This window comes from Arthrobacter sp. P1_C12_2 (assembly GCF_056406415.1).
The window spans coordinates 43,676-68,700 of the sequence record NZ_JBFUAF010000007.1 but is presented as its reverse complement, the minus strand read 5'-3'; the positions used below and the strand labels follow the sequence as shown (position 1 = coordinate 68,700).

21 protein-coding genes and 3 tRNA genes are annotated in these 25,025 nt (G+C 65.6%); 11 read left to right on the top strand and 13 right to left on the bottom strand.

The window, feature by feature from the left end; genetic code table 11:
* The first annotated feature begins 52 nt into the window (after positions 1–52).
* The 5 genes from gyrA to AC1DZQ_RS09495 all read left to right on the top strand — a co-directional run bounded on the left by gyrA (position 53) and on the right by AC1DZQ_RS09495 (position 3,902).
* Positions 53–2,767 carry a DNA gyrase subunit A gene (gene gyrA / locus AC1DZQ_RS09515; protein ID WP_476963292.1) on the top strand — a complete coding sequence of 905 codons (2,715 nt, stop codon included), beginning with the start codon at positions 53–55 and terminating at the stop codon, positions 2,765–2,767.
* Entirely contained in the window at positions 2,764–3,396 is a 633-nt protein-coding gene (locus AC1DZQ_RS09510; RefSeq protein ID WP_476963291.1) for a DUF3566 domain-containing protein, read from the top strand. The genes gyrA and AC1DZQ_RS09510 overlap by 4 nt, the downstream gene beginning before the upstream one ends.
* Before the next feature lie 98 nt (positions 3,397–3,494).
* Positions 3,495–3,568 (top strand) — tRNA-Ile (locus AC1DZQ_RS09505).
* 30 nt (positions 3,569–3,598) lie between these two features.
* On the top strand, positions 3,599–3,754 hold the full coding sequence (locus tag AC1DZQ_RS09500; protein ID WP_476963290.1) for a DLW-39 family protein: 156 nt from the start codon (positions 3,599–3,601) through the stop codon (positions 3,752–3,754).
* A gap of 72 nt (positions 3,755–3,826) precedes the next feature.
* Positions 3,827–3,902, top strand: a tRNA-Ala gene (locus tag AC1DZQ_RS09495).
* A 57-nt stretch (positions 3,903–3,959) separates the two neighbouring features.
* Here AC1DZQ_RS09495 and AC1DZQ_RS09490 read toward each other — a convergent pair.
* Positions 3,960–4,328, bottom strand: a complete 369-nt coding sequence (locus AC1DZQ_RS09490; protein WP_476963289.1) for a cupin domain-containing protein — start codon at positions 4,326–4,328, stop codon at positions 3,960–3,962.
* 130 nt (positions 4,329–4,458) lie between these two features.
* Here AC1DZQ_RS09490 and AC1DZQ_RS09485 point away from each other — a divergent pair, with 130 nt between their 5' ends.
* The gene (locus AC1DZQ_RS09485; RefSeq protein ID WP_476963288.1) at positions 4,459–5,388 is read left to right on the top strand and encodes a DMT family transporter; all 930 of its coding nucleotides are present in this window, start codon (positions 4,459–4,461) and stop codon (positions 5,386–5,388) included.
* Positions 5,389–5,443: 55 nt separating this feature from the next.
* Here AC1DZQ_RS09485 and AC1DZQ_RS09480 read toward each other — a convergent pair whose 3' ends face one another.
* Both AC1DZQ_RS09480 and AC1DZQ_RS09475 read right to left on the bottom strand, forming a co-directional pair.
* Positions 5,444–6,316, bottom strand: a complete 873-nt coding sequence (locus tag AC1DZQ_RS09480; protein WP_476963287.1) for a glycosyltransferase family 2 protein — start codon at positions 6,314–6,316, stop codon at positions 5,444–5,446.
* Between the two features lie 141 nt (positions 6,317–6,457).
* The gene (locus AC1DZQ_RS09475) at positions 6,458–7,444 is read right to left on the bottom strand and encodes a hypothetical protein (RefSeq protein WP_476963286.1); all 987 of its coding nucleotides are present in this window, start codon (positions 7,442–7,444) and stop codon (positions 6,458–6,460) included.
* Positions 7,445–7,599: 155 nt separating this feature from the next.
* On the opposite strand from AC1DZQ_RS09475, the gene AC1DZQ_RS09470 reads away from it, so the two are divergent.
* Positions 7,600–8,145: a peptidylprolyl isomerase gene (locus AC1DZQ_RS09470; protein ID WP_476963285.1), complete on the top strand. Its 546-nt coding sequence runs from the start codon at positions 7,600–7,602 to the stop codon at positions 8,143–8,145.
* 9 nt (positions 8,146–8,154) lie between these two features.
* A complete protein-coding gene (locus tag AC1DZQ_RS09465) occupies positions 8,155–9,024 on the top strand; it encodes a rhomboid family intramembrane serine protease (protein WP_476963284.1) in 870 nt (289 codons plus the stop codon).
* A 1,056-nt stretch (positions 9,025–10,080) separates the two neighbouring features.
* Here AC1DZQ_RS09465 and AC1DZQ_RS09460 read toward each other — a convergent pair.
* Entirely contained in the window at positions 10,081–10,686 is a 606-nt protein-coding gene (locus AC1DZQ_RS09460; RefSeq protein ID WP_476963283.1) for a DNA-3-methyladenine glycosylase I, read from the bottom strand.
* A 99-nt stretch (positions 10,687–10,785) separates the two neighbouring features.
* Complete coding sequence (locus AC1DZQ_RS09455) at positions 10,786–11,037, bottom strand: cell division protein CrgA (protein WP_476963282.1); 252 nt, start codon at positions 11,035–11,037, stop codon at positions 10,786–10,788.
* 176 nt (positions 11,038–11,213) lie between these two features.
* Between AC1DZQ_RS09455 and AC1DZQ_RS09450 the strand changes: the two genes are divergently transcribed.
* Both AC1DZQ_RS09450 and AC1DZQ_RS09445 read left to right on the top strand, forming a co-directional pair.
* Positions 11,214–11,993, top strand: a complete 780-nt coding sequence (locus AC1DZQ_RS09450; RefSeq protein WP_476963281.1) for a class E sortase — start codon at positions 11,214–11,216, stop codon at positions 11,991–11,993.
* Positions 11,994–12,163: 170 nt separating this feature from the next.
* Entirely contained in the window at positions 12,164–12,805 is a 642-nt protein-coding gene (locus AC1DZQ_RS09445; RefSeq protein ID WP_476963280.1) for an aminodeoxychorismate/anthranilate synthase component II, read from the top strand.
* Positions 12,806–12,886: 81 nt separating this feature from the next.
* Here the strand turns inward: AC1DZQ_RS09445 and pknB are convergent, their stop codons facing one another.
* The 7 genes from pknB to AC1DZQ_RS09410 are packed head-to-tail and all read right to left on the bottom strand — an operon-like array spanning position 12,887 to position 22,613.
* Positions 12,887–14,866, bottom strand: a complete 1,980-nt coding sequence (gene pknB / locus AC1DZQ_RS09440) for a Stk1 family PASTA domain-containing Ser/Thr kinase (RefSeq protein ID WP_476963279.1) — start codon at positions 14,864–14,866, stop codon at positions 12,887–12,889.
* Positions 14,867–14,872: 6 nt separating this feature from the next.
* Positions 14,873–16,711, bottom strand: coding sequence for a protein kinase domain-containing protein (locus tag AC1DZQ_RS09435; protein ID WP_476963278.1), 1,839 nt, complete (start codon positions 16,709–16,711; stop codon positions 14,873–14,875).
* The gene (locus AC1DZQ_RS09430) at positions 16,708–18,165 is read right to left on the bottom strand and encodes a peptidoglycan D,D-transpeptidase FtsI family protein (protein WP_476963277.1); all 1,458 of its coding nucleotides are present in this window, start codon (positions 18,163–18,165) and stop codon (positions 16,708–16,710) included. The genes AC1DZQ_RS09435 and AC1DZQ_RS09430 overlap by 4 nt, the downstream gene beginning before the upstream one ends.
* Entirely contained in the window at positions 18,162–19,607 is a 1,446-nt protein-coding gene (locus AC1DZQ_RS09425) for an FtsW/RodA/SpoVE family cell cycle protein (protein WP_476963276.1), read from the bottom strand. The genes AC1DZQ_RS09430 and AC1DZQ_RS09425 overlap by 4 nt, the downstream gene beginning before the upstream one ends.
* Positions 19,604–21,382 (bottom strand): PP2C family protein-serine/threonine phosphatase, encoded by a 1,779-nt coding sequence (locus AC1DZQ_RS09420; protein WP_476963275.1) that lies wholly within the window; start codon positions 21,380–21,382, stop codon positions 19,604–19,606. Before AC1DZQ_RS09420 ends, AC1DZQ_RS09425 begins: the two co-directional genes overlap by 4 nt.
* 2 nt (positions 21,383–21,384) lie before the next feature.
* Complete coding sequence (locus tag AC1DZQ_RS09415; RefSeq protein WP_476963274.1) at positions 21,385–21,867, bottom strand: FHA domain-containing protein FhaB/FipA; 483 nt, start codon at positions 21,865–21,867, stop codon at positions 21,385–21,387.
* Positions 21,864–22,613 (bottom strand): FhaA domain-containing protein, encoded by a 750-nt coding sequence (locus tag AC1DZQ_RS09410; RefSeq protein ID WP_476963273.1) that lies wholly within the window; start codon positions 22,611–22,613, stop codon positions 21,864–21,866. Before AC1DZQ_RS09410 ends, AC1DZQ_RS09415 begins: the two co-directional genes overlap by 4 nt.
* A 384-nt stretch (positions 22,614–22,997) precedes the next feature.
* Here AC1DZQ_RS09410 and AC1DZQ_RS09405 point away from each other — a divergent pair.
* Positions 22,998–23,080 (top strand) — tRNA-Leu (locus tag AC1DZQ_RS09405).
* 187 nt (positions 23,081–23,267) lie between these two features.
* On the opposite strand, the gene AC1DZQ_RS09400 is transcribed toward AC1DZQ_RS09405, so the two are convergent.
* Positions 23,268–23,996 (bottom strand): alpha/beta fold hydrolase, encoded by a 729-nt coding sequence (locus tag AC1DZQ_RS09400; protein ID WP_476963272.1) that lies wholly within the window; start codon positions 23,994–23,996, stop codon positions 23,268–23,270.
* Between the last annotated feature and the right edge of the window lie 1,029 nt (positions 23,997–25,025).

The window sequence follows — 25,025 nt, the reverse complement described above, 5'->3', positions numbered from 1 at the left end:
GCCCGCTTAATATTCCAGAGCTGATATATACCTGAAACGGAAAATATAGACTATGAGTGACGAAACACCCGAGGTGCCGGCCGGCTCCGAGCCCGTCCTTGAAGGCGCCATAATCGACGGCGACGTACTGACCGACCGCGTCGAGCAGGTGGACCTGCAGACCGAAATGCAGCGCTCGTACCTCGACTACGCCATGGCCGTGATCGTGGGCCGTGCACTGCCGGACGTCCGGGACGGCCTCAAGCCGGTCCACCGCCGCGTGCTGTACGCGATGTTCGACGGCGGCTACCGCCCGGAACGCTCCTTCAACAAGTGCGCCCGCGTGGTCGGCGAAGTCATGGGCCAGTACCACCCCCACGGCGACACCGCGATCTACGACGCCCTGGTCCGCCTGATCCAGGACTGGACCATGCGCTACCCGCTGGCACTGGGCCAGGGCAACTTCGGCTCGCCCGGCAACGACGGCGCCGCGGCTCCGCGGTACACCGAAACCAAGATGGCCCCGCTGGCCATGGAAATGGTCCGGGACATCGACGAGGAAACCGTCGACTTCCAGGACAACTACGACGGCAAGAACCAGGAACCCACCATCCTGCCGGCGCGGTTCCCGAACCTCCTGGTGAACGGTTCCTCCGGCATCGCCGTCGGCATGGCCACCAACATCCCGCCGCACAACCTCCGCGAGGTCGCCGACGGTGTGCAGTGGTACCTGGCCAACCCGACCGCCAGCCGCGAAGAGCTGCTCGAAGAGCTGATCCAGCGCATTAAGGGACCGGACTTCCCGACCGGCGCCACGATCCTGGGCCACAAGGGCATCGAGGACGCCTACCGCACGGGCCGCGGCTCCATCACCATGCGCGCCGTGGTCAACGTCGAGGAACTCCAGGGCCGCACGTGCCTGGTGGTCACCGAGCTGCCGTACCAGGCCAACCCGGACAACCTGGCCATCAAGATCGCCGAACTCGTCAAGGACGGCAAGATCTCCGGCATCGCCGACCTCCGCGACGAGACCTCGGGCCGCACCGGCCAGCGACTGGTGATCGTGCTCAAGCGCGACGCCGTGGCCAAAGTGGTGCTGAACAACCTCTACAAGCACACCCAGCTGCAGGACAACTTCGCCGCCAACATGCTCGCGATTGTCGACGGCGTGCCGCGCACGCTCAGCCTCGATGCCTTCATCCGGCACTGGGTCACGCACCAGATGGACGTCATTGCCCGCCGCACCCGGTACCGGCTGCGGAAGGCGGAGGAGGAAGCGCACATCCTGCGGGCCCTTCTCAAGGCGCTGGATGCGCTCGATGAGGTCATTGCCCTGATCCGTGCGTCCACCACCACCGAGGCCGCACGCGACGGGCTGATGGAGCTGCTGGACATCGACGAGGGGCAGGCCCGGGCCATCCTGGACATGCAGCTGCGCCGGCTCGCCGCGCTGGAACGCCAGAGGATCCAGGACAAGCATGCCGAACTTGAGTCCCTGATCGCCGAGTACAACTCGATCCTGGCCTCCGAGGAGCGCCAGCGCGAGATCATCAGCACCGAACTGGCCGAAATCGTGGCCAAGCACGGCGATGACCGCCGCACCAAGGTCCTGCTGGGCTACGACGGCGACATGTCGATGGAGGACCTGATCCCCGAAGAGGAAATGGTTGTCACCATCACCCGCGGCGGTTACGTCAAGCGCACCCGCAGCGACAACTACCGCTCGCAGCAGCGCGGCGGCAAGGGCATCAAGGGCGCGCAGTTGCGCGGCGACGACGTCGTCGAACACTTCTTCGTCACCACCACCCACCACTGGCTGCTCTTCTTCACCAACCTGGGCCGGGTCTACCGCGCCAAGGCGTACGAGCTCGTGGAAGCCGGTCGCGACGCCAAGGGCCAGCACGTGGCAAACCTGATGGCGTTCCAGCCGGACGAACACATCGCCCAGGTGCTGGACCTGCGCGACTACCAGCACGCCCCGTACCTGGTGCTCGCCACCAAACGCGGTCTGGTCAAGAAAACCCGGCTGGAGGACTACGACACCAACCGGTCCGCCGGCGTGATCGCCATCAACCTGCGCGACGGCGACGAGCTCGTCTCGGCCCAGCTGGTCTCCGAGACCGACGACCTCATGTTGGTCTCCCGCAAGGGCCAGTCCGTCCGCTTCACCGCGACGGACGATGCGCTGCGCCCGATGGGACGGGCAACGTCGGGCGTGACCGGCATGAAGTTCCGCGAGGACGACGAACTGCTGGCGGCCGACGTCGTGCAGGACGGTTCGTTTGTCTTCATTGTCACCGAAGGCGGCTTCGCTAAGCGGACCGCGGTGGAGGAATACCGCCTCCAGGGCCGCGGAGGCCTTGGCATCAAGGTCGGCAAGTACCAGGAAGAACGCGGCCACCTGGTCGGCGCCCTCATTGTCAACGAGGAAGACGAAGTCCTGGTGGTCATGGAGGGCGGCAAGGTGGTCCGCTCCTCGGTCACCGGTGTGCCGGCCAAGGGCCGCGACACCATGGGCGTGATCTTTGCCAAGCCGGACAAGAACGACCGCATCATCGCCGTAGCCCGGAACAGCGAACGCGGCCTGGAAAGCGACGACTCGGCCGAAGGTGAAGATGCCGGCGAACAGGCCGAAAATCGGGCTTCCACGCCGAATGACGTAACGTTGGCAGAAGATGGCGGACTGCATGAGAAGTCCGCAGAGGCAGAATCAGTACCGGCCCCGGAGTCAGATGAGTCATCAGGCAATGCCGAGCTGGACGAAGACAACACCGGAGGTAACGAGTGAGTAATTCCGACTCATATCCCAAGCCGAGCAGCGGCGTGCCGAGCGGAGTGCGGCAACCCGCTGCCGCACCGCGCGTAGGCGCCCCCTCGCGTCCGCAGCAGCGCCCCGGCGTGTCCGGCGCAGCCACGGGAACGGGACAGCGTCCCCCCGCGCCCGGCCAGCGCCCCGCGGTCCCCGGGCAGCGCCCGGCCGGCGCGGGCCAGCGCCCCGCCCAGTCCGGCGGGCAGGGCACCACCGGGCTCATCAAGCCGGCTCCCAAGGCCAAGGTGCGCCGTGCGAGGCTGCTGGTCAGCAAGGTGGACCCCTGGTCCGTACTGAAGATGGCCTTCCTGCTCTCCGTGGCGCTGGGAATCGTCACGGTCGTGGCGGCGATCGTACTCTGGACCGTTTTGGACCTGACGGGGATCTTTGACCAGGTGGACAGCCTGCTCGGGACCCTCGCCGGCTCCGAGGGCGGCGGCTTTGAATTGAAGAAGGTGGCATCCCTGGGGCAGGTGGCGTCATTCGCTACCATCATCGCCGTGATCAATGTGGTGCTGCTGACGGCGCTGTCGATGCTTTCGGCGGTGCTGTACAACATTGCGGCGACGCTCGTCGGCGGCATCGGCGTGACCCTCACGGACGACTAATTCCCTTACTTTTCCGCGGAATCCCGCGGAAAAGGGCCTCGATTTGAGATCGGGCCGGGATGTGCTGTACAGTCATATCTCGGCCCGATGAGGCATCGGGGCGTATAGCTCAGGCGGTTAGAGCGCTTCGCTGATAACGAAGAGGTCCCAGGTTCAAGTCCTGGTACGCCCACGGAACCTGTACTGGTTCTGGCAGAGGTTAGTGAAGGTTCGTCAAGGATTGAACCGGAACGGGGTGCATGTGAAGAAGTTGCTGGTTATCGCAGTCACGGTCGCAGGCGTCCTCCTCTACAGGAAAGTGCAGGAATCCGAAGCCCGGAAAGTGATCTGGAGCAATTCAACCGATCCGGTTGACTAGCCCGGAGCCCGGGGATGGAAGCTGGAAATCAGCGCTCCGGACCTAGGGTATGATTGTCGGGTTGCTTCTTATGGGGGCATGGCGCAATTGGTAGCGCACCTGCTTTGCAAGCAGGGGGTTCGGGGTTCGAGTCCCCGTGCCTCCACCATAGGAAAAGCCCCGGACCGCGGAAACGCGGTCCGGGGCTTTTTTCATGCCCTTCCAATCACTCCTTCGGTTTGGCGTAGTCCGCCATCCCTTGCCAATCGATATACACGTAGGGCTCGTCGCCGAGAACCCAGGCGTCGTGGCCCGGCGGAATCACGCCGACGTCGCCGGGCCCGAATTCGAGTTCTTCGCCGTCGTCCATGACGACCTTGATGCGACCGGAAATCGTATAGCCGGTGTGGGTGGCCATGCAGCTGTCCGTTTTGGCGATCGGCTTGACGTGGTCGGACCATTTCCATCCGGGCAGGAATGTGGCCCGCCCAACCGGGCCGGCGTCGAGGTTGACGAGGTCCACCTGACCCATGCCGTCGGCAACAGGGCGTGTTTCTTCGGGCTTGTCCAGGCTCTTGCGGATCATTGACGCCATGATGGTCTCCTTCTTCGATGATGGCGAGATCGGGACGTGAGACCGCGCATTAAGGCTGGCACCCCGGGATGCACCGGTCAAGGTCCAGCGGCCGTAAGGGCCCTGCGGTCAGTCCCATTAGTGTTGGAGCGTGAACTTCTTACTTGCAGCCGTAGGGGTGCTGGGTGTGGCCTCGTCCGGGCCCCTCATTGCCGCCACGCTGGGCGCCACGTCGGTCAGTGCCCTTGCCATCGCCTTCTGGCGCAATGCGATTGGTGCGGCGGTGATGGCCGGTCCCGTGGTGGTCCGCAACCCGCGTCAGTTCGGCAGGGTGACCGGAGCCGAGTTCCGCTGGTCGCTCGCCGCGGCGGTGGCCCTTGCCCTGCACTTCGCGTGCTTCATTACCTCCCTGCAGCTGACGTCGGTCGCGGCGGCGACGGCGCTGGTGTGCCTGCAATCAGGCTGGATCGCGATCTTCCAGTTCTTCCGGGGAACCCGGTTCCGCTGGCCGGTCCTGGTGGGGCTGGGGCTAGCCTTCGGCGGTGTCGTGACCATTACCGGGTTTGATATGGGCACCTCGCCCGAGGCGCTGGTGGGCGATCTCCTGGCCGTCGCAGGCGGCGCCCTGGCGGGCATCTATACGCTCGCCGGCGGCAAGGCGCGGCAGAGCATGGGCACTGGCGTCTACACGACCCTGTGCTACGGCATGTGTGCCGCCGTTGTGGCGGGGATGGCGCTGTTGGCCGGACAGCCGCTGGCAGGGTTCGAGGCAACCGGTTGGCTGGGGATCCTCGCGATCACCGTGTGCGCGCAGCTGGTGGGACACACCGCGTTCAACTACCTGCTGGCGACCATGAGCCCGCTGCTCGTTTCCATGATCATCCTGCTGGAAATCCCGGGAGCGGCGCTCCTGGCTGCGGCCTTCCTGGACGAGACGCTGCCGGCCGGGACCTATGTGGGGCTGGCGATGATTCTGGTGGGGCTCGCCGTCGTGGTCCTCGGGCAGCGCGGCTCACGCTCCGCCCGGAGAACAGCAGAGGGAGCCGGCACAGAGCGGCTGGCGGAGCTCGGCACCGACTAGGCCGCCCATGGCGGCCGCACCTATTGACCGCCTGTTGACCGCGTGTTGACGGCCGCTATTGGCCGCCGCGGCGGGCCGGCTGGGGAACGTTGACCGTATGGATGGCGCGGAGCAATTTCGCCGGGAAGTAGACCGAGAAGAAGACCACCATGGGTGCCTTCAAGGCCATCTTCTTGACGTTGTGGGCCTTGTAGGTCCGGTCAAAGCGCGTCACGTAGTAGCGGTAATCCCGCGGCGAGTCCTCGAGCCGCCGGGCCGACATACCCGAGATCATCTGCGGCCAGTACTGGATCCGGAGCTCGTGGTCGGCCAGGTGCAGCGAAAGATCGATGTCCTCGTGCATCTCGTCCCGCTCATCCCGGCAGGCTTCTACACGGATGGTCTCCCAGGCCGAGCGGCGCAGTGCCATGTTGGAACCGAAGAGGAAGTGATACTGGTGCTTGGCAAGCCTGAGCATCAGCTGGCGCATTTTGTCGTCTGCTTTGAGACCAAACCGGCGCATGGGCATGTCGTAATAGACCACCGGACCGGTCGCGGCGTGCACAGAATCGTCGGCGAAGGCTTTCTGCACCTGATCCACCCAGTCCGGTTCCAGCACGGAATCGGCGTCGATCCGGCCGAGGATATCGCCCGTGGCGCGGTCCAGACCAAAATTGCGTGTGGGAATGAGCCCCTGGTCACGGTCCTGGCTAAGCAGGATGATGGGACTCTCCGGATACTCCAGCTGCATCTGCCGCACGATCTCCGCCGTGCGGTCCCTGGAAAGGTTGTCCACCACAATGATTTCGTGGGCAGGCACCGACTGGTAGACCGCGGCGATCAGACACTGCCGGATGACGCTTTCCTCGTTGTACGCCGGGATCACAATAGATACATTCGGCGGCGGAGCAAGGAGCAAGGCATCCTGGGGTGATCTATGGGGTGACATCACCACAAATTTAGCATCAAGCCTGCCGTATGAAGGGGGACCGCGACGCGCCCCCGTCACACCGGGTGAAACCTGCCGCGTGAAACAAAGGGAGGGATCCCGCAGTAGCGGAATCCCTCCCAGGGAGAATGCAGGCCGGCGCTACTGGCCCGGCTTGTTTGCCCCGTTGTTCAGGTTGGACGCGATGTTGCGGACGGCCGTCTTGGCGTCGGTGGCAACCTTAGCGGTATTCTTCGCGGCGTCGTCGGCAACGTCCTTGGCCGCTTCCGTCGCCTTGTCCGCCGCGGCGGCTACGGAACCGGATGCCTCGGTGGAAGCCTCGGCCGCAGAGTCCGCTGCCGCAACAGCCGCGGAGCCGGCCTTGTCGGCGGTGTCCTTCAGCGTGTCGGCGGCGGGAGTGGCCGCCGGGGCGGGCGTTACCGGCGTCGGTACCTTCCAGGGGTCCTCCACGGGCCTGGAAGCCCTCCAAGCGGCGACACCCGCGGCGGCTGCGGCTGCGATGATGCCGAAGATCAGCAGGCCGCGGTGCTTGGGCTTCTGCTGCTTGGCCAGCTTGGCATTGGCCGTCTTGCTGACTTCGCTGGCGGCCGCCTTGATGTTCTTTCCTGCAGTCTTGGCATGTCCCTTGGCGGTCTGGGCCTGCGTCTGGACGCCGTGGACCACGCCTGAATCAACAAGCTTCTGTGCGACGGCGTCCACGTGGGCGGGAGCGTTTTCCAGCGTGCGGTGGACGGCCACGGAAGCCTGCCCGATCTGGTCGGAAAGCCTGGGAAGGTAGTAGACAACCACCCGGTCGCGTGCGTTGGCGATTACCGGTGCTGCCTTGTCCACAGCCCCGTGCAGGCGCGGAGTCGCGCTTTCCGCGGCGTCATGGATTTTCGGCGCCAACTGGGCCAGGCCATCCTGAAGGCGCGGGGTGACGGTGGCAACGCTGCCGGCCAGATTTTGGGCCGCCGACTTGAGCCCCTCCTGGATTTTGGGAGAGGCGGTATCCAGCCCATACTGCAGGCGGGGAACTGCCCAGTTCACGGCAGCCTCAACCCGCGGGGCCGCCCAATCCTTGGCGGTGTCTACTCCGGTGCTGACGGACTGCTCCAGGTCACGGGCAATACGATCCGTTTTCTTCACAACTACCTCCCGATTAATGTGACGGTTCTGCTGTTAGCCTACGTGTCTAGGAACGCACCGGCTATTCTTCAGACCGATTTCCAGTGGATTTCACCCAGCGCGGAACTGACTGTGCGGCCCTATATGGGCGGACCCGTCATGGAAGAATAGGCGCTATGACTGCCAACGCAACCGCAAAAGCCACTATCCACACGAGCCTCGGCGACATCGTCGTCAACCTCTATGGCAACCACGCGCCGAAGACCGTCGACAACTTCGTCGGACTGGCCACGGGTGAGAAGGCCTGGACCCACCCGGAAACGGGCGAGGACAAGACCGGCACGCCGCTCTACGACGGCACCATCTTCCACCGCATCATCAAGGACTTCATGATCCAGGCCGGCGATCCGCTGGGCCGCGGCACCGGCGGACCGGGCTACAAGTTCGATGATGAAATCCACCCGGAACTGACTTTCAACGAGCCGTACAAGCTGGCCATGGCCAACGCCGGCATCCAGATGGGCCGCGGCACCAACGGTTCGCAGTTCTTCATCACCACCATCCCCACCGGCTGGCTGCAGGGCAAGCACAGCATCTTCGGTGAGGTCGCCGATGACGACTCCAAGAAGGTCGTCGACGCAATCGAAGGCGTCCGCACCGGCATGGGCGACCGCCCCGTCGAGGATGTCACCATCAACAGCATTGACATCGAAAAGCTCTAACCCCACACCATGAGCTACGGAGTTCCGGCGGCAGAGCCGTCCGCAGAGGTCCCGGTATGCCCCAGGCACCCGGACCGGCCCGCCTATGTGCGCTGCCAGCGATGCGGGCGCCCTGCGTGCCCCGACTGCCAGCGGGCGGCCGCCGTCGGATTCCAATGCATCGACTGTGTCAACGAAACCAAACGCACGACGCCGACCGTCAGGACCGTCTACGGCGGCGCCGTGACCGCCGGCAAACCCGTGGTCACCTACGTGATCATCGGGCTGTGCGCCCTTGTCTATGCGCTGCAGTGGATAGTCCCCGACGACGGGATCTACCAGCAACTGGCCTACGCGCCCGCCCTGACCGCCGCTGAACCGTGGCGGATGCTCACCTCGGCGTTCCTGCACTCGCAGGGATTCCTGCTCCACATCGTCCTGAACATGTATACGTTGTGGATTTTCGGCCAGATCCTTGAACCGCTGCTTGGCCACGCCCGGTTCCTGGCCATCTACCTGCTCTCAGCCGTCGGCGGCTCTCTCGGCTTCCTTCTGCTGACCCCGGTGTATCCCGCGAACGGACCGGTGGGCCTCGTGGGCGCCTCCGGCGCCATCTTCGGCCTGTTCGGCGCCCTGCTGGTGGTCCAGCGTCAACGCGGCGGCGAAGTCCGCCAACTCCTGGTCCTGATTGCCATCAACGGCGTCATCGGCTTCATGGTCCCGCAGATCGCGTGGCAGGCCCATCTCGGCGGCCTCGTCACCGGCGCCCTGAGCGCCGCTGTCATTGCCTATACCCCCCGCGGCCCCAGGCAGAGCCTGTTGCAGGCAGTCGGCCTCGCCGCGGTCCTGGTCCTGGTGACCGTCGTATCCGTCGTCCGGATGTCCGGCGCCGGCGTTTAGCCCGCTCCTGCCGACACTTCCGGCCGCACTCGGCCGCCTGGGCCCTTGGGACACTTCACTCTCCCTTTGGGTTCCCTCCGCTTGGTGGACCCTTCCGCGTGCACACCCCGGCTGGGCCCCGACGCCTGAATTCACAAACGCGAAGCCAAAAGTTTTCCACAGCGGTTATCCACATTGTTAATAACTTACAAGCGTGTAGTTCTCTGTGGCGACCCGGATCTGACCGCCCGGGCTGGCGATTTTCCAGCACCCAGGCGATGCGGCAGGCCCGATCTCCACACCTGTGGATAACTTCTGTGGGTTGGCCTGTGAGTAAGTGGACAACTTTGATCGTTGAGGGCCTGCTGATTTTGCGCCGGGCAGGCATCAGGCCCTCTTGTGCCTGCTCCGGCGCCGCGGGGTCTCCGGACAGCAGCGCCTCTCCACGACACTCTCCTGGCCCCGCCGCTCCCCACAGCGCACGCCACAACACACGGGCCGCGGGACGGCCGCCCCGGTCCGCCCGGGAGGGCGGCACGGGCCGCGGGACGGCCGCGGAGTGTTTCAACAGGGTTATTCACAGTGTTAATAACTTGATGGCCCGAGCATCCGTGGGAATTAACCCGGCTCATGGCCCCACAGCGGGGGTTGCGGCCCCGACACCCCGGCCGTTATCCCCAGCTGTGGATAACTTGTGGGTAGCTGGGTGTTATTAAGTGGATAACTCCTTTGGCACGGTCCCTGTTCAGCCGGGCTACCTCGCTGGGTCACTGGCGCGGACCCACAGCGGACCCGAGGCGTCCCTGGGGCGTCCCTGCGGCGCGATCCGCGGGCTGATGGCGCGCCTGCCGAACTTGTCCACAGGAAATCCACACTGTTAATAACTTACAAGCATGTAATTCATGTCCGGCCGGGAATCTCATCATCGGCTTTGCGCCCCGCTGTGGCCTTTGAACTCAGCCGAACCGTACGACGGCCCGGAAACTTATGAACATTGTGGATAAGTTTCCCCAGACTTGTGCACAGCTGTGGATAAGGCGTCGGGTCGCCGCCGCAACACGCCGGGTCACTCTGGGGTCAGTGCGGCCAGACGCCTGAGGATCCGCGGCGGTGGCTGTCCAGCAGATGGGTGTCCACCATTCCGATGGCCTCCATGAGCGCGAACATTGTGGTCGGCCCGACGAAAGCGAAGCCCTTCTTGCGCAGCGCCTTGGAGAGCGCGATGGACTCGGCCGAGGTGGTGGGGACCTGATCGAGGGAGCTCGGCCTGGGTGTGGCGGCCGGCTGGAACGCCCACACGAAGTCAACCAGGCCGCCGTCGTCCCTCAACGCCAGAGTAGCCCGGGCATTGGTGATGGTCGCCTGGATCTTCAGCCGGTTCCGGACGATGCCGGCATCGAGCATGAGCCGTTCCACATCGGCGTCCGTGAAGAGCGCCACCACTTCCGGGTCGAAGTCCTTGAAGGCCGCGCGAAAAGCGGGCCGCTTGCGCAGAATCGTCGCCCAGGACAGCCCCGCCTGGAACCCCTCGAGGCTGATTCGTTCGTAGAGGCCCTGTTCATCCCGGACGGGCATGCCCCACTCGGAGTCGTAATACTCGCGCAGCATGGGATCCACGGATGCCCACGCTGGCCGTGCCAGTCCGTCGTCGCCAATGGTTGAGCCGCTTACTGCCGGGGTCATCTGGATTCCTTCGCTGGCCTGGTGCCGGGGATTAACGACGACGGGCCGGCACACTGTGTGTACCGGCCCGTCAGGGATATGTGCCGCGCGGGCCTGGTTTCAGGAACGCCAGCGCGTGGTCATCAGGAAGCCGATGATCGCGATTCCGAAGCCAGCGACAATGTTCCACGAGCCCCATGACTGAACCGGGAAGACGCCCTCGGTGATGTAGAACGTGATGATCCACAGCAGGCCAATGATCATCAGGCCAAACATGACGGGCTTGAACCAGACCGGATTGGGCTTGTAGGCCTCCGCGGCAGAAGTCTGCGGGGCCACATGGGCAGTTTTACGCGGCTTCGAGACGGGCACTGATCCTCCTTGGCGGGCTAGAACAAAAGCGGCAACGTGGCTTGATATCCTGCAGGAAGTGAGCCCCCGCCGGCCAACGCGCTCTTGGTCAAGTTCGAATTCCTTTGTCGCACAATTCTAGCTGTAGTTCCGGCCACGCCGTGGACCCCGCAACCGCCGTAGGAGGAGAACCCGCAGTGCTGGAGCTGGAGCAGAGATCCGGCCCGACGGCGCGCAGCCGCCGTGGCCTGCTCCGGCGCACCGTCCAGATCGCGGGCGAGCTGCTCATGACGGCAGGCGCCATTGTCCTGCTCTTTGTGGCGTGGCAGTTGTGGTGGACGAATGTGGCCTCCGATGCCCGGCAGCGCGAGGTCGTGCAGGACTTTGCCCGCGGGATTGGAACAGCCGCACCCACAGTGCCCGGGCTGCCGGCGGCAAACGGCGCGGCAGCCGCACCCACGCCCGCCGTCGACGCCGAACCGGCGGAGGGCGCGACAATCGGCATCCTGTATGTCCCCCGGTTCGGCGCCGGATACACGCGTCCAATCGTTCAGGGAACCACTCCGGCGGTGTTGGACACCCTGGGCATCGGGCACTATCAGGGCACGGCCATGCCGGGGGCTGCGGGAAACTTCGCCGTGGCCGGGCACCGGCAGACTCACGGCGCCGTCCTGGACCATATCGACGCCTTGGTGCCCGGGGACCGGATCTACGTCCAGACCCGTGAGGGCTACTATGTCTACGTGTTCCGGAACAGCCAGACAGTCCTCCCCACGCGGACCGATGTACTGTTGCCGGTGCCGATGCAGCCGGGCGCCGCGCCGGCGGAGAGCTACCTGACCATGACGAGCTGCAACCCGCGGTTTGGCTCCGGGGAACGCTTTGTGGCCTACGCCCTGCTGGAGCGGTGGCAGTCCCTGTCCGCAGGCCCGCCGGCTGAAATTTCCCAGGCGGCCCGCGCGGCCGGGGACGGCTGACGGATGTATGGCTGGCTTTTCCGCCGCCTTCCCGGGCCCTTGTGGCTCAGGATTGCGACCGCGCTGGTGCTGGCGGCCGGAGCACTGGTATTGATGGTTCAGTTCCTTTTTCCCTGGCTGGCGCAATTCACCCAGTTAACAGATTCAACGATTGGTACAGCAAGGCACCCATGAGCACAACCAAGATCCTGGTCGTAGACAACTACGACAGCTTTGTCTATACACTGGTCGGCTATCTCCAGGAACTCGGTGCCGAGACCACCGTGGTCCGCAACGACGACGTCACGCTCGCCGAGGCGATCGAAATGGCCGAGGCGCGGGACGGTGTCCTCATCTCTCCCGGTCCGGGGAATCCAGCCGGGGCCGGCGTCTGCATTGAGCTGATCAAGTGGTGCGGCGGCCACGACAAGCCCATGCTGGGTGTGTGCCTGGGGCACCAGGCGCTGGCGGAGGCCTACGGCGGAACAGTGACGCACGCTCCTGAACTGATGCACGGCAAGACCTCCCTCGTCGAACACCACGGAACCGGTGTGTTTGCGGGGCTGCCCTCGCCTCTCACGGCCACCCGTTACCATTCGCTGGCCGCTGTCCGCGAGAGCATCCCGGAGGTCCTGGAAATCACCGCGGAAACCGGCACCGGCGTGGTGATGGGCCTGCAGCACCGCACCGCCCCGCTGTGCGGTGTCCAGTTCCACCCGGAATCCGTCCTGACTGAAGGCGGCTACCAGATGCTGGGCAACTGGCTCGAGTCACTTGGCATGGCCGGCGCTGCTGAACGGGCAGCGGACCTGAGTCCGCTCATCAAGCACTGACCCGGCAGGACCTGCACCCGTCGGCCAAGACGGCGCGAAGGTAGCCGGCGCTAGCCGGCACGTTCGAGTATCCCGTCCCGGTTAGGGGAACAACCCGCCCAGGGCCGCGTCCTCCTTGGATGCGGACTTGGTGGGAGTCGGCGTGGGCGACGGCGCGGGGGGCGGCGCCGGTGCCGGTGCCTTCGCCACGGTCACGGTGATGGTCTTACCCTGTTCCACGAGCGAATCCGCGGCATCGGCCTGTCCTGTCACCTTGCCCGGGGCCACCTGGGAATTCTCCACTTCGGTGGCGTTGAGCAACAGGCCCTGCTCCTTCAGTTTCGCCTCCGCCTCCGCCAGCGGCAGACCGATCAGCTGCGGCACAGCCACCTTGCCGGTGGAGACGACGATTTCGACCGCGTCCGCGACGCCCACAACCTGGCCCGGGGCCGGATTGGTGGTGATGACAATGCCGACCGGAACCTTGGGGTTGTTGGACATCTTGGTGGTGAGGGCACCGGTCAGCCCCGTTTGGTGGAGGAGGTCGCGGGCCGCCGCTTCGGTCCGGCCGGGCAGGTCCGTCGGGATGGTGATCGCGCTGGGGCCTTCGGAGATGTTGAGAATGATGTCCGAGTTGGCGTCCATGGAGCTTCCCGACGTCGGCACGGTGCCAATCGCGGTGCCCTTGGGGATGCTCTCGTGCTGCAGCCGTTGGAGCTGTGGCTTGAAGCCGGCGTTGTACAGCCGTTGCAGGGCCTCTGATTCCGTCAGGGACGTCACCGTGGGCACCAGGACCTTGGTTGCCTGCGGCGGGGCCTGATTCATGAGGTTGTACAGCCACAGGCTGCCGCCGGCCAGCACCAGCAGTGTGAGGACCACGAGCGTCGCGATCCACGTGCGGCGGCGCGTCTTCTGGCCCGGGGTGTGCTCGCGTTCGACCGGCAGCACCAGCGGCAGGCTGCCGGTGTCCGCAACGCCATAGAGTTCGGTGTCCGCTGGCTGCAGCACCTCCCCGTCGTCCTCGGGCGTTTCTTCGGGGGGCCGCAGCCGCCCTCCGGGGGAATCGTCGAGGAACTTGGCCCCGGTCAGAGAGAAGGCAGCCGTAGGCGCCAGGGGGTCGTACCGCGGAACGGCGTTGGTGGGGTCGGTGGGGGCCTCGCTGGCCGACGGCGCGGTCACCGGAACGCCGCTGCGCGCGGCCCGCAGGGCGCGGCGGAAGGCAGCCGCGTCCTGGAAACGGTCGGCGCGGTTCTTCTGCAGGGCCTTCATCAACACACTGTCCAGCGCCGCGGAGACTTCGGGGTTGAGGCTGCTGGCGGGCTCGGGGATCTCACGAACGTGCTGGTAGGCCACGGAGACTGGGCTGTCGCCGATGAACGGCGGCCGGCCGGTCAGCATCTCATAGAGAAGGCATCCAGCGGAGTAGAGATCGCTGCGCGCGTCGACGGCTTCGCCCCGGGCCTGTTCCGGGGACAGGTACTGGGCGGTGCCGACGACGGCCTGCGTCTGCGTCATGGTAGCGGACGAGTCCGCAATGGCGCGGGCGATCCCGAAGTCCATGACCTTGACGCTGTTTGAATCCGGGCAAAACATCACGTTGGCGGGCTTGATGTCGCGGTGCACGATTCCGGCCTTGTGGCTGTAGTCGAGCGCGGACAGCACGCCGAGCGTGAAGTCGATCGCGTGATCGATGGTGACGTCCTTGGCCCGCACCATATCGCGGATGGTCTTGCCGGAGACGAATTCCATCACGATGTAGGGCACCCGGACGCTGTCGTCGTGGTCACCCGGGACCGCGTGGTCCCCGGTGTCGAAGACGGCGACAATCGACGGATGGTTGAGTGCCGCGACAGCCTGGGCCTCGCGCTTGAACCGGGCCTGGAACTGGGGATCCCTGGCCAGGTCCGGGCGAAGCAGCTTGACGGCCACAGTACGACCCAGCCGGGTATCGACGCCGCGGAAAACATCCGCCATGCCGCCACGGCCGATCAGCTCACCCAGCTCATAGCGCCCGCTGAGGACGCGCTGCGTGTTCGCCGGGCGTTCCTCCCTGTGCGACGGAGTGCGGGGTGTATTGCTCATGATCGTTTAGGGTCCGGACTTGGTAGGTGAAGGTGAAGGTGATGTGGACTTGGCGAGGTGGTAGGTCACGACGCTGCCGGCGGTCACTTTGGACCCGGAAGGAGGCTGCGAGCTCACGAAAGTGCCCGGATCTTCCTTCTTGTCCGTGGGACTGACGTCGGCTCCCTTTGCCCAGCGCAGCCCGGCGTCCTGGATGGCCTGCTGGACCGCAGCCTCGCTTGCCCCTGCCTTGATGGACGGGACGGAAACCATTTCCGGTCCCTTGGAGTAGCTGACGGTGATGGTGGTACCGGGCTGGACGGCACCGGAGGGATCAATATTGGTGACTGTGCCCGGTGTCGCGTCGTTGACGACCTCCACGCCGGTGACTTGCAACCCCTTGCCAATCAGCTCGTTGCGGACATCGTTGTACGGCCGCCCCAGGTAGGCATCCGGGATCAGGTTGATCGCCGCCGGGGTGGACTCGGTGGGTGTCGCTGAGCTGGGCGTGGGGGTGGGAGTCTCGGACGGGGAAGCGGACGACGCCGAGGGCGTGGCACTGCTCGGCTTCGCGATGCTGGACGTGGCACTGCTCGTGGCCGGACCCTGCGACGGAAAGAGGCTGCCGGCCTGGCTCACGACCAAGCCGACCAGGGCGAACACCACCAGTAGGATCAGCGCAATCAGCGGCCAGGTCCAGGGGCTGCGTCCGCGGCGCTTCGGCTCCTCCTCCGGCTCGTCGTAGTCTTCTTCCTCCTCTTCCTGCACCCAGCTCCGCTCGGCCGCCAGGGCATCGGCGCGGTTGAGCGCGTTGCTGGCGCCGTAGCCGCTGGCTGCGGCAGCACCGGCCGCCACGCCGGCTGCCGCGCCGGCACCGGCGGCGCCCACGACGGGCAGTGCGGACGTCGCGGACGTTGACTTGTCCTCCGCGGCGCTGGAGCCAATGACGCTGGTGGCCGCTGTGGGGACGTCGACGGGGGCCGTGATGGGTCCGGTGGCTGCCTCGAAAAGCAGCATGCCGGGTACGGCTGCGTGTGCGGCCTCGATATCACCGTTGCGGATGGCCTCGGCAGCCTCGGACAGCTTGATGGCGTCGGCCGGGCGGTTCTTCGGATCCTTGGCCAGCATGGACATCAGCAGGGCGCGGACGGGCCTCGGCAGCGTGTCCGGCAGCGGCGGCGGCGCGTCGTTGACCTGGGCCAGCGCGATGGCGATCTGGGATTCCCCGGAGAACGGCCGGTGGCCCGTGAGGCACTCGTAGCCGATCACGCCGAGGGAGTAGATGTCCGAGGCTCCGGTGGCGGTCTGCCCCGTGGCCTGTTCCGGTGCCAGGTACTGGGCGGTGCCCATGACCTGGCCGGTCTGGGTCAGCGGAACCTGGTCGGCCAGGCGCGCAATGCCGAAGTCGGTGACCTTGACGCGGCCGTCGGGGGTGATGAGCAGGTTCCCGGGCTTGATGTCGCGGTGCACGAGGCCCTGCGCGTGGGCGACGGCCAGGGCACGCGCCGTCTGCGCCATCATCGACAGGGTGCGGTCCGGGGAAAGCACCTGTTCGTGCTCGATGATGCTGCTCAACGGCTGGCCTGGAACCAGTTCCATGACGAGGTAGGCCGAACCCTCTTCCTCGCCGTAATCGAAGACGTTGGCGATGCCGACGTGGTTCAGGAGGGCGGTATGGCGTGCCTCGGCGCGGAAGCGCTGCAGGAATCCGGGGTCCCCCGTGTATTCCTCCTTGAGCACCTTGATGGCGACAATGCGGCCAAGGATCAGGTCTTTGGCTTTCCAGACTTCTCCCATGCCGCCGATCGCAATGCGCGTGGTCAGCTGGAATCTGCCGCCGAGGGTGATTCCCGAAGTAGGCCTCACTTATTCAACACCGCCTCAAAAATCTTCTTCGCGTTCGGACTGGTTAGGTTTGCGCCAGTGGTGATGTCTACGCCTTCCATGACGATGGTGACAGCCACTTGCGGGTCATTTGCCGGGGCAAACCCGGTAAACCAAGAGTTGTTCAGGCCGTTGCCGAGTTCCGCGGTGCCGGTCTTGCCGGCCACCGGGACACCGGGCACTGCCGCCCGGTGTGCGATGCCGTCGTCGACGACGCTGACCATCCACTCGTTGATCTGCCGGGCGATCTCCGGAGTCGTGGAGGTGCGCAGTGCCTGGGGTTTCGGTTCGTTGATTGCCCGCAGGTCAGGGGCGCGCACGGCCTTGATCAGGTTCGGCTGCATCTGCACTCCGTCGTTGGCGATCGCTGCTGTCATGGTGTTGATCTGCAGCGGTGTGGCGCGGACGTCGCGCTGGCCGATCGAAGACTGCGCCAGCCCGGCGTCGTCCAGGGGTTCGGTCGGGAAGAAACTTGGGGCGCTGTCCAGCTTGAGCTGGTCGCCGAAGTCCTGCCCGAAGCCGAACTTCTCCGCCTCGTCCGCGATGGCTTTCTGCTTCAGGTCCAGGGCGATGCTGGCGAACGGCGTGTTGCAGGACTGCTGCAGGGCAAACGCAAACGACGCCGTCGTGCGGGTATAGCAGTTGCCGCCGGCGTAGTTGGGCAGCTTGTAGTCGATGCCGGGGAAGGACATCTCTGCCGGGTTGGGCAGGTCGCTGTCCTTGTTGTACTTGCCCGATTTCAGCGCCGCAGAGGTGTCAATGAGCTTGAACACCGATCCCGGTGCCAGCAGCTCACCCGTTGGTCCGCTGACGTTCTGGTTCAGGTTGATCCCGGGGACCTGGTTCAGCTCCGTGTAGTTGGCCTGCTCGGCGGCCGCATCCTGGGTGGCGATCAGGTTGGGGTCATAGGACGGTTTGGACACCATGGCCAGGATCGCCCCGGTCTTCGGGTTGGTGACCACGATGTGCCCGCGCTGGCCGTCCGGGATGAGGTCGTACGCCAGTTTCTGGAGCTTGGGGTCCAGGGTCAGTTCCACGGACGCGCCCTTGGGCTGGTTCCCGAGGAACAACTGGCCCACCCGGTCCAGGAACTGCTGGTCCGAGCTGCCGGCCAGGACATCGTTCATCGACTTCTCGAGTCCGGTGAGGCCGTAGTTCTTGGAGAAGTAGCCGGTGACGCCCGCGTAGAGCTCGGGCTGGGAGTAGGTCCGCTGGAATTTGCAGCTCTCCGTGGCGGGCACGGACTCTGCCACCGGGGTGCCGCCGACAATGATCGCACCGCGGTCGTTGCAGTAGTTCTGCAGGATGGCGCGCCGGTTCCAGGCGTTGGCTTTGAGCTCGTCGGCGCCAACCACCTGCACGTAGCTGAGCGCGCCGAAGACCAGTACGAACATCGCGATGGCGGCAATCCATGAATTGCGGATGGCCTGGTTCACAGCTGTTTCACCGCCTCGGTGGGTGCGTCGGGACTGTTTCGGGGATCCGGCGCCGGTTTGGAAGGCAGCACGGGGAAGTTCTTGCGGGTGCCCGGTTCCTGGCCGGGCGGCAGCGGCGTCGTATCCACGGGACCGCGCGCGGCGTGCGAAATCATCAGCAGCAAGCCCACAATGATCCAGTTCGCCAGGAGTGAGGACCCGCCGGCGGCGAGGAACGGCGTCGTGAGTCCGGTCAGCGGGATCAGGCGCGTCACGCCGCCGATCACCACAAAGCACTGCAGCGCGATCGCGAAGGAGAGTCCGGTGGCGAGCAGCTTGCCGAACGCGTCGCGCGTGCCCAGCGCGGCGCGGAAGCCCCGGGTGAACAGCAGCAGATACATCAACACGATCGCGAAGACGCCGATCAGCCCGAGTTCCTCACCGAAGGAGGCGATGATCATGTCGCTGTTGGCGAAGGGGACGAGGTTGGGCCGGCCCTGACCGAGGCCGGTGCCGACCAGGCCGCCGTTGGCCATGCCGAACAGGCCCTCGACGATCTGGAGGCTGCCGCCGAACTGCCGGCCGTAGACCTCATCGGTGAAGGCGTTGAGCCAGCCGTCGATCCGCAGTGCCACGTGCGAGAACACCCGGGCCGCCACGAAGCCGCCGACGATAATCAACACGAGGCCGATGATCACCCAGCTGATCCGGCTCGTGGCGACGTAGATCATGACCAGGAAGAGGCCGAAGAACAGGATCGAGGAGCCGAGGTCGCGCTGGAAGACCAGCACGCCGATGCTCACGAGCCAGGCGGTGAGCATGGGGCCCATGTCCTTGAACCGCGGGAACTGGACGGGGCCGATCTTGCGGCCGGCCAGCAGGATCAGGTCCCGGTTCGACGACAAATATCCGGCAAAGAAGATGGCCAGCGTGATCTTGGCGATTTCACCCGGCTGGAAGGTCATGGAACCGATCTTGATCCAGACGCTCGCGCCCAGGACTTCTCCGGCCGAGACGCCGGGAACCAGCGGAAGGATGAGGAGCACGGCGCTGATGGCCAGGGAAATGTAGGTGAAGCGTCGCAGGATCCGGTGGTCCTTGAGGAACCAAATGACCGCGATCGCGACCCCCATGGCCACCAGCGTCCAGCGCAGCTGGTTGTTGCCGGTGTCCTCGCCCACCCTGTCCAGCCGGTGGATCATGGCCAGGCCCAGGCCGTTGAGGGCCACCACGAGCGGAAGTATTACCGGATCGGCATATTTTGCGCGGAGCCGCAGCACCACATGGAAGGCCAGGGCGGCCGCTGCCAGGAGTCCGGACTGGAACCAGAAGTCGTTGTCGAATGCTTTTTGCCGGTCGACGCCGACGAGGGCCTGGGCACCAATCCCGACAGCGAGGGCAAGGACCAGGAGGACAAGCTCCACGTTACGTCGTGGCCTGGGCACGGGGTCGATGGGTGTCATTTGGCCCCCTCGCAATTCGTAGTCGGGGTGGCTGATGGCGACGGCTTGGCCGTTCCGGGGGAGGCGGTGGCACCCGGCGGCGCCGTGGCACCTGGCTTGGCCGTAGCGCCGGGGGAGGGGGTGGCGCTGGCGGTCGTCGCGGCGGGGGACGGGGTGAGGCACTCATCGGCCGGGGCCGTGGTGCCGGTGCGTTCAAGATTCTTGACGATCCGCTGCGCGTCGTAGAGGTCGCGGGCGGGCACTGTCTGACGCACCCGCTGCTGCGAAAATTCCGGAAGGTCGGACATCTTAATATCGGTCACCGCTTCGAGGGTGGAAAGCTGGATGGGCCCGAGGCGCTGGGAGACGCCGTTGAAGATGGCCACATGCTGATCCTGCTCGCCGATGTAGTAGCGCGTCTGGGTCCAGGCGTAGCCAAGCCACAGCCCGATGGCCAGCAACCCCACGATCGCGGCGGCAATGGACACCGTGAGCCACCGGCGGGGGCGCCCGGTGGGCCGGAAGTCGTCGGCATCCTCGCGGGTCTGTTCCGACTTGTGCGTGAGGACCGTGGCCGCGCGCCGGGCCACGGTGCGTCCGGCGATGGAAGGAATGGACCCTGATTCCGCTGCTGCCGCGGCGGCCCCGACAAGTTCGTGGGGGCGCATGGAGAGTTCTTCCCGCAGGACTTCGGCCGAGAGGTGTTCGCCCAGATGCGGGTCCGTAGTGGTCTCGGGCTCCTTGCCGTCGGCAGCCTTCTGCGCGGCAGCGGCCGGGTTGCCCTCAGACGGGGATCCTGGGGCGGGGTCGGCGGGCGGTGGGCCCGATGCTCCTGCCGCCGCGGCCGGCGCAGGGGACCCGGTGTCCTTGCCGGAGTTGTCCTTTTTCCCGGGCTTGCCGGGAGATTTCGCGGCACCAAGGGTGCTGCCGGCCAGCGGTCCGGCTGATGCGGCGGGCGCCGGGCCCGCTGCAGGCGCGGGCACGACGTCGACGGCGGCGGTCCGGACGTCATCGCGCGTCGGCTCGGCGATGTCGAGCACCACCACCGTCACGTTGTCCGGGGCGCCGGCCTCCAGCGTCAGTTCAACCAGCAGTTCGGCGCATTCGCCCAGGTCCTTCGTCTCCCGGACAGTGCGCTCCACGACGTGGCCGGCGACGTAGTTCAGGCCGTCCGAGCAGAGCAGCCAGCGTTCTCCGGCCTGGACGGCCAGGGTGTCGAGATCCAGCTCCGGGCTGGCATCGACGTCCCCCAGCACGCGCATGAGGACGTTCTTGTGCGGATGCGTTTCGGCCTCTTCGGGGCGCAGCCGGCCCTCATCGATGAGCCGCTGGACAAAGGTGTGGTCGATGCTGACCTGTTCGAATTCGCCGTCGCGCAGCCGGTAGGCCCGGGAATCGCCAATGTGGGCGAAGTGAAGCTTGCCCTCGGCGAGGAGCAGGGCCGTGACAGTGGTTCCCATCCCGGCGAGCTTGGGATTGATGTGGACCAGCTCGGACAGCAGGGAGTTGGCAGTCTGGATTTCGTCGGCGAGGACGGTACCGGCGTCGCCGTCGTAGTCATCATGATCGAGGTGGATCATGTCCAGGACGGTCGCGGCGGAGGCGACGTCGCCGCCGGCATGGCCGCCCATGCCGTCGGCAACGACGGCGAGATGCCGGCCGACGTAGGCGGAGTCGTCATTCTTGGCGCGTATTCGGCCGACGTCTGAACGTGCGGCGTAGCGCATGATGAGCGGCCGCTTCGGGGCGGGTGTTTTGCCTTCCGCCCTGTCTGCGGGAAATTCCGGGGCAGCCATGGCTACGGCCTCAATTCGATGACCGTCTTGCCGATTCTCACGGGGACGCCCAGCTCCACCGGGAGGGCCCGGGTCAGCTGCTGGTCTGCCAGATACGTGCCATTAGTGGAGCCGAGATCCTCAATGAACCAGCGGCTGCCCTGCGGGAACAGGCGGGCATGGCGGCCCGAGGCGTAGTCGTCCTCCAGGACGAGCGTGGCTTCCTGTGCCCGGCCCAGGAGGATGGGGCTCGCCGCGAGGGCGATGGTGGTGCCCTTCAGCGGTCCCTCGGTCACGATCAGCTGGCGGGCCTGCTGTTTGACGGGGGCCGGTGGCGGTTCGGCAAGTGAAGGATTCCTGCGCACCTGGCGTGCGGTGGGGGCCCCGGCCGCCGCCTTGCGGCCGATCATCAGATCGCGGCGCATGGCCGAGACAATGCTGAAGATCAGCACCCACAGGAGGATAAGGAACCCGAAACGCAGGGCCGTGATGGTCAGTTCGCTCATGCGCGGCCGCCTGGGTGGGCGGGCAGTAGGCGGAAGATGATTTTGGTTCGTCCCATCATGATCGTGGCGCCGTCAGCAAGTTCCGAACTGCCCACGATCTTTTGGCCGTTGACGTAGCTGCCGTTCGTGGAGCCGAGATCGATCGCCTGGGCCGTACCAGGCCCAGTCCGGATTTCCAGGTGGCGGCGCGAAACGCCGGTGTCGTCAATGAGGATGTCTGCTTCCGAGGACCGTCCCAAGACGATCGAGGGCGCGTTCAGCGAATAGCGCTGGCCGTCGATGTCCAATACGGGTTGAGCCTGTGCCGGCTGGCGTGTCGGAGCCGCCGGCAGGTTGCCGTGAACGCCCGGCTGCGCCGGGACGGACGGGGCGGAGGCTTTCTCGGTCCGCGACGTGATGTCGAAATTCCCGGCGCGGTGCTCCTCATCGCGGCGGAAACTGATCCGGACCGGGCCCTGGAGGGTGTAACCCTGGCTGCGGACATGGTTGATGACGACGTCGCACAGCTCCTCCGCGAGCGGTGTGCCCCATTCCTGGGCGCGCTGGAAGTCGTCGCTGCTAAGGAGTACGTCAAAAACGTTAGGGGCCAGGGTGCGTCCCGCGGCGATCGTGATGGCCTTGTTGTCCACCTCGGTGCGGAGGCGGCTCGCGATCTCGACAGGCTCAACCTGGGCGCGGGAACCGGTGGAGAAGACTCCGCGGACGGCCTTTTCGATGCCGCGCTCGACTTTGTCCAGCAATCCCATGGTCCTTCTCCTTTCCTGTTCGCTGCAGGGCAGCGCTCGTTCCGGAACTCGGTTTCCAACTTTTGCGAGCCCGCGCTCAGCGGACACTCCTACATCAGATACTACTGGGCGTGTCTGGGAATGGCCTCAACGGACGCCGCCGGGGCGACGTCGAAATGAGCTTCGACCGCGCCCTGACGTGCGCGGACATTGCCGCCGGGACTGCCCCGTAGGGCCCCGCCGTGACGTCCGGTGACCGGGCATGCCTGGCCGGTAAACGACCTCAATCAGGGAGCCCTTGGGCTCGATTGGTGTTTTCCGGCAATTGTCCGTTATGCTTGATCTCGCTGCTTTTACGAGGTTGGCGGTCCGGGAAACCGGCCCTATCCGAGTGGAAGAAGTTGCGCGCGAGTGGCGGAACGGCAGACGCGCTGGCTTCAGGTGCCAGTGTCCGAAAGGGCGTGGGGGTTCAAATCCCCCCTCGCGCACGCAATCGAAAGAACCCCGGTCTTGGACCGGGGTTCTTTTGTTTAACCCCCGCCAGACGCCTGTTCGCCCACACGACTCCCTTCACGCGACCGCGCGCTGTGGGGCCCGACCGTTCCCGCGTCATGCGTTAGCCAGTGGTTCTAGGGCCCACTTGGCCCACCGAATTCAACGACGAGCGGGACTACGTCACTCCGTCAGTCCGCCGAGCTCATGCTCTGCCTCGATGAGCGTTGCGGCAAGGCGCCCTGGGTTAGTGAGGTGTACCATGTGCCCCTCGTCCAGGGTCAGGACGGGGATTCCCTGGGACCGTAAGTCGATGGCGGTGTCATCGAAGAACTGCCCTCGGGCGCAGTGCACGAAGACGATTCGCACGGTGCTCAGATCTCCTGCGTCGTCGGGCAGCTTTTCGTCGACGGCCTTCCACAGCATGGGTGTGAGCAGCGGCGCGGCCCACTCGCGTAGCTGTGGGTCCTCGACTCCGAGTGCCTCGAGCGGGAATGGCGCAAACAGCCATGGACGCTCGGGCAGAGCCAGGCTCGCAAAGGCGTCCCGGAGCGACGGCAAGATGTCCAGGGCGGACTGCCCCGGCTTTGGGACGAATGCATCCACGTACACGATCCCCGCGATCCGCTCCGGAACACGGCCTGCGACACCGGCCACCACCATTCCGCCGTAGCTGTGCCCCACCAGGACGACATCCCGAAGGTCGTTCGCCTCGACAAGGCTGGTGATCTGATCGATGTGCGACAGCAACCCAACCTCCGGGGTCGCTTCGCCCGCGCGTTCTCCGACACCGGTGAGCGTCGGCGTGTAAACCTCATGCCCGGCAGCTTCCAGCAGAGGGACGACTCGCGACCAGCACCAGGCCCCGACGAATGAACCATGCACCAGCACATACGTCCTTGATGTCTTCATGGATTTTATTGTGCTCGCCTGTTGGGGTAGTGGGAATGGGTGAAGAAATACCGGGTGTGGACAGCCCTACAGCACTCGAGGGAGCGGCCAACCCGTACCGGCGCACGTTCGCGCGTTAAGCCGCAGCCTGCGTCTCCGAGTGCAGGCTGAGCCGCTAGGGAAGGGGGTTCAAATCCCCCCTCGCGCACGCAATCGAAAGAACCCCGGTCTTGAACCGGGGTCCTTTTGTTCAACCCTGGTCGGATCGAATCCGGCGTCGGGGTTTCCCCACCTTCGCAAGGCTCAGGCCGGCGTGTCGCACCGAACCGCCGGGGGGTGGCGGTGTCGCGCCGTTGAAAATGGGGAAAATCCGCTGCGGCGCGACGCGAATGGCCCCTAGGCCGCCCGCAGCGCCCCGAGCCCGGCGAGGAGTGCCCCTGGCCTCGCCCGGCGGATGCGGTCCGGGGGCACTTTGACACGGACACGCCGCGGACACCGGACTCGAGGGCCGAAATCGTGTCCAAAAGCGCCCCGGACAGTAAACGGCGGTGTCCGAAACTCCCTTCGGTGCGGGGTGGACGCAGCGTCTGCTGAGCGGTTGTTCGGAGCGGTTTTTGGCTGATGTGGTGTCTGCCCGGTCGGCGTCTTGGCGTGTGGTGTTCTGGTCATTTGAACCGGGAGTGTTGGCCTGGGCTTCCGCTGCACAAGTAGAACTACCTCGCGATGGCGCAGTTCTAGTCCGCTCATGTCCGGATGGCACGCCAGCGCACATCGGGATTCCCGCCCACGCGAACCGCTGAGGTCCCACAGCCGTCGGGAACCCGTACGCATAGTAAAGGGCATGGCCTACCTCGAACCGCGGACGCGGAAGAACGGATCCACGGTGTTTTACGTCCGGTGGACGGACACGACGACTGGACACAACTTGTCCCAGACGTCGTTCACGCCAGCAGGCTACCCGAAGTACAGGGCCGCGAATCTGGCGGCGATAGCGTTCGACTGCCGCGGGACGGCCATCTGCAAATTCCCTAGCGTGAACACGCGTGGCCC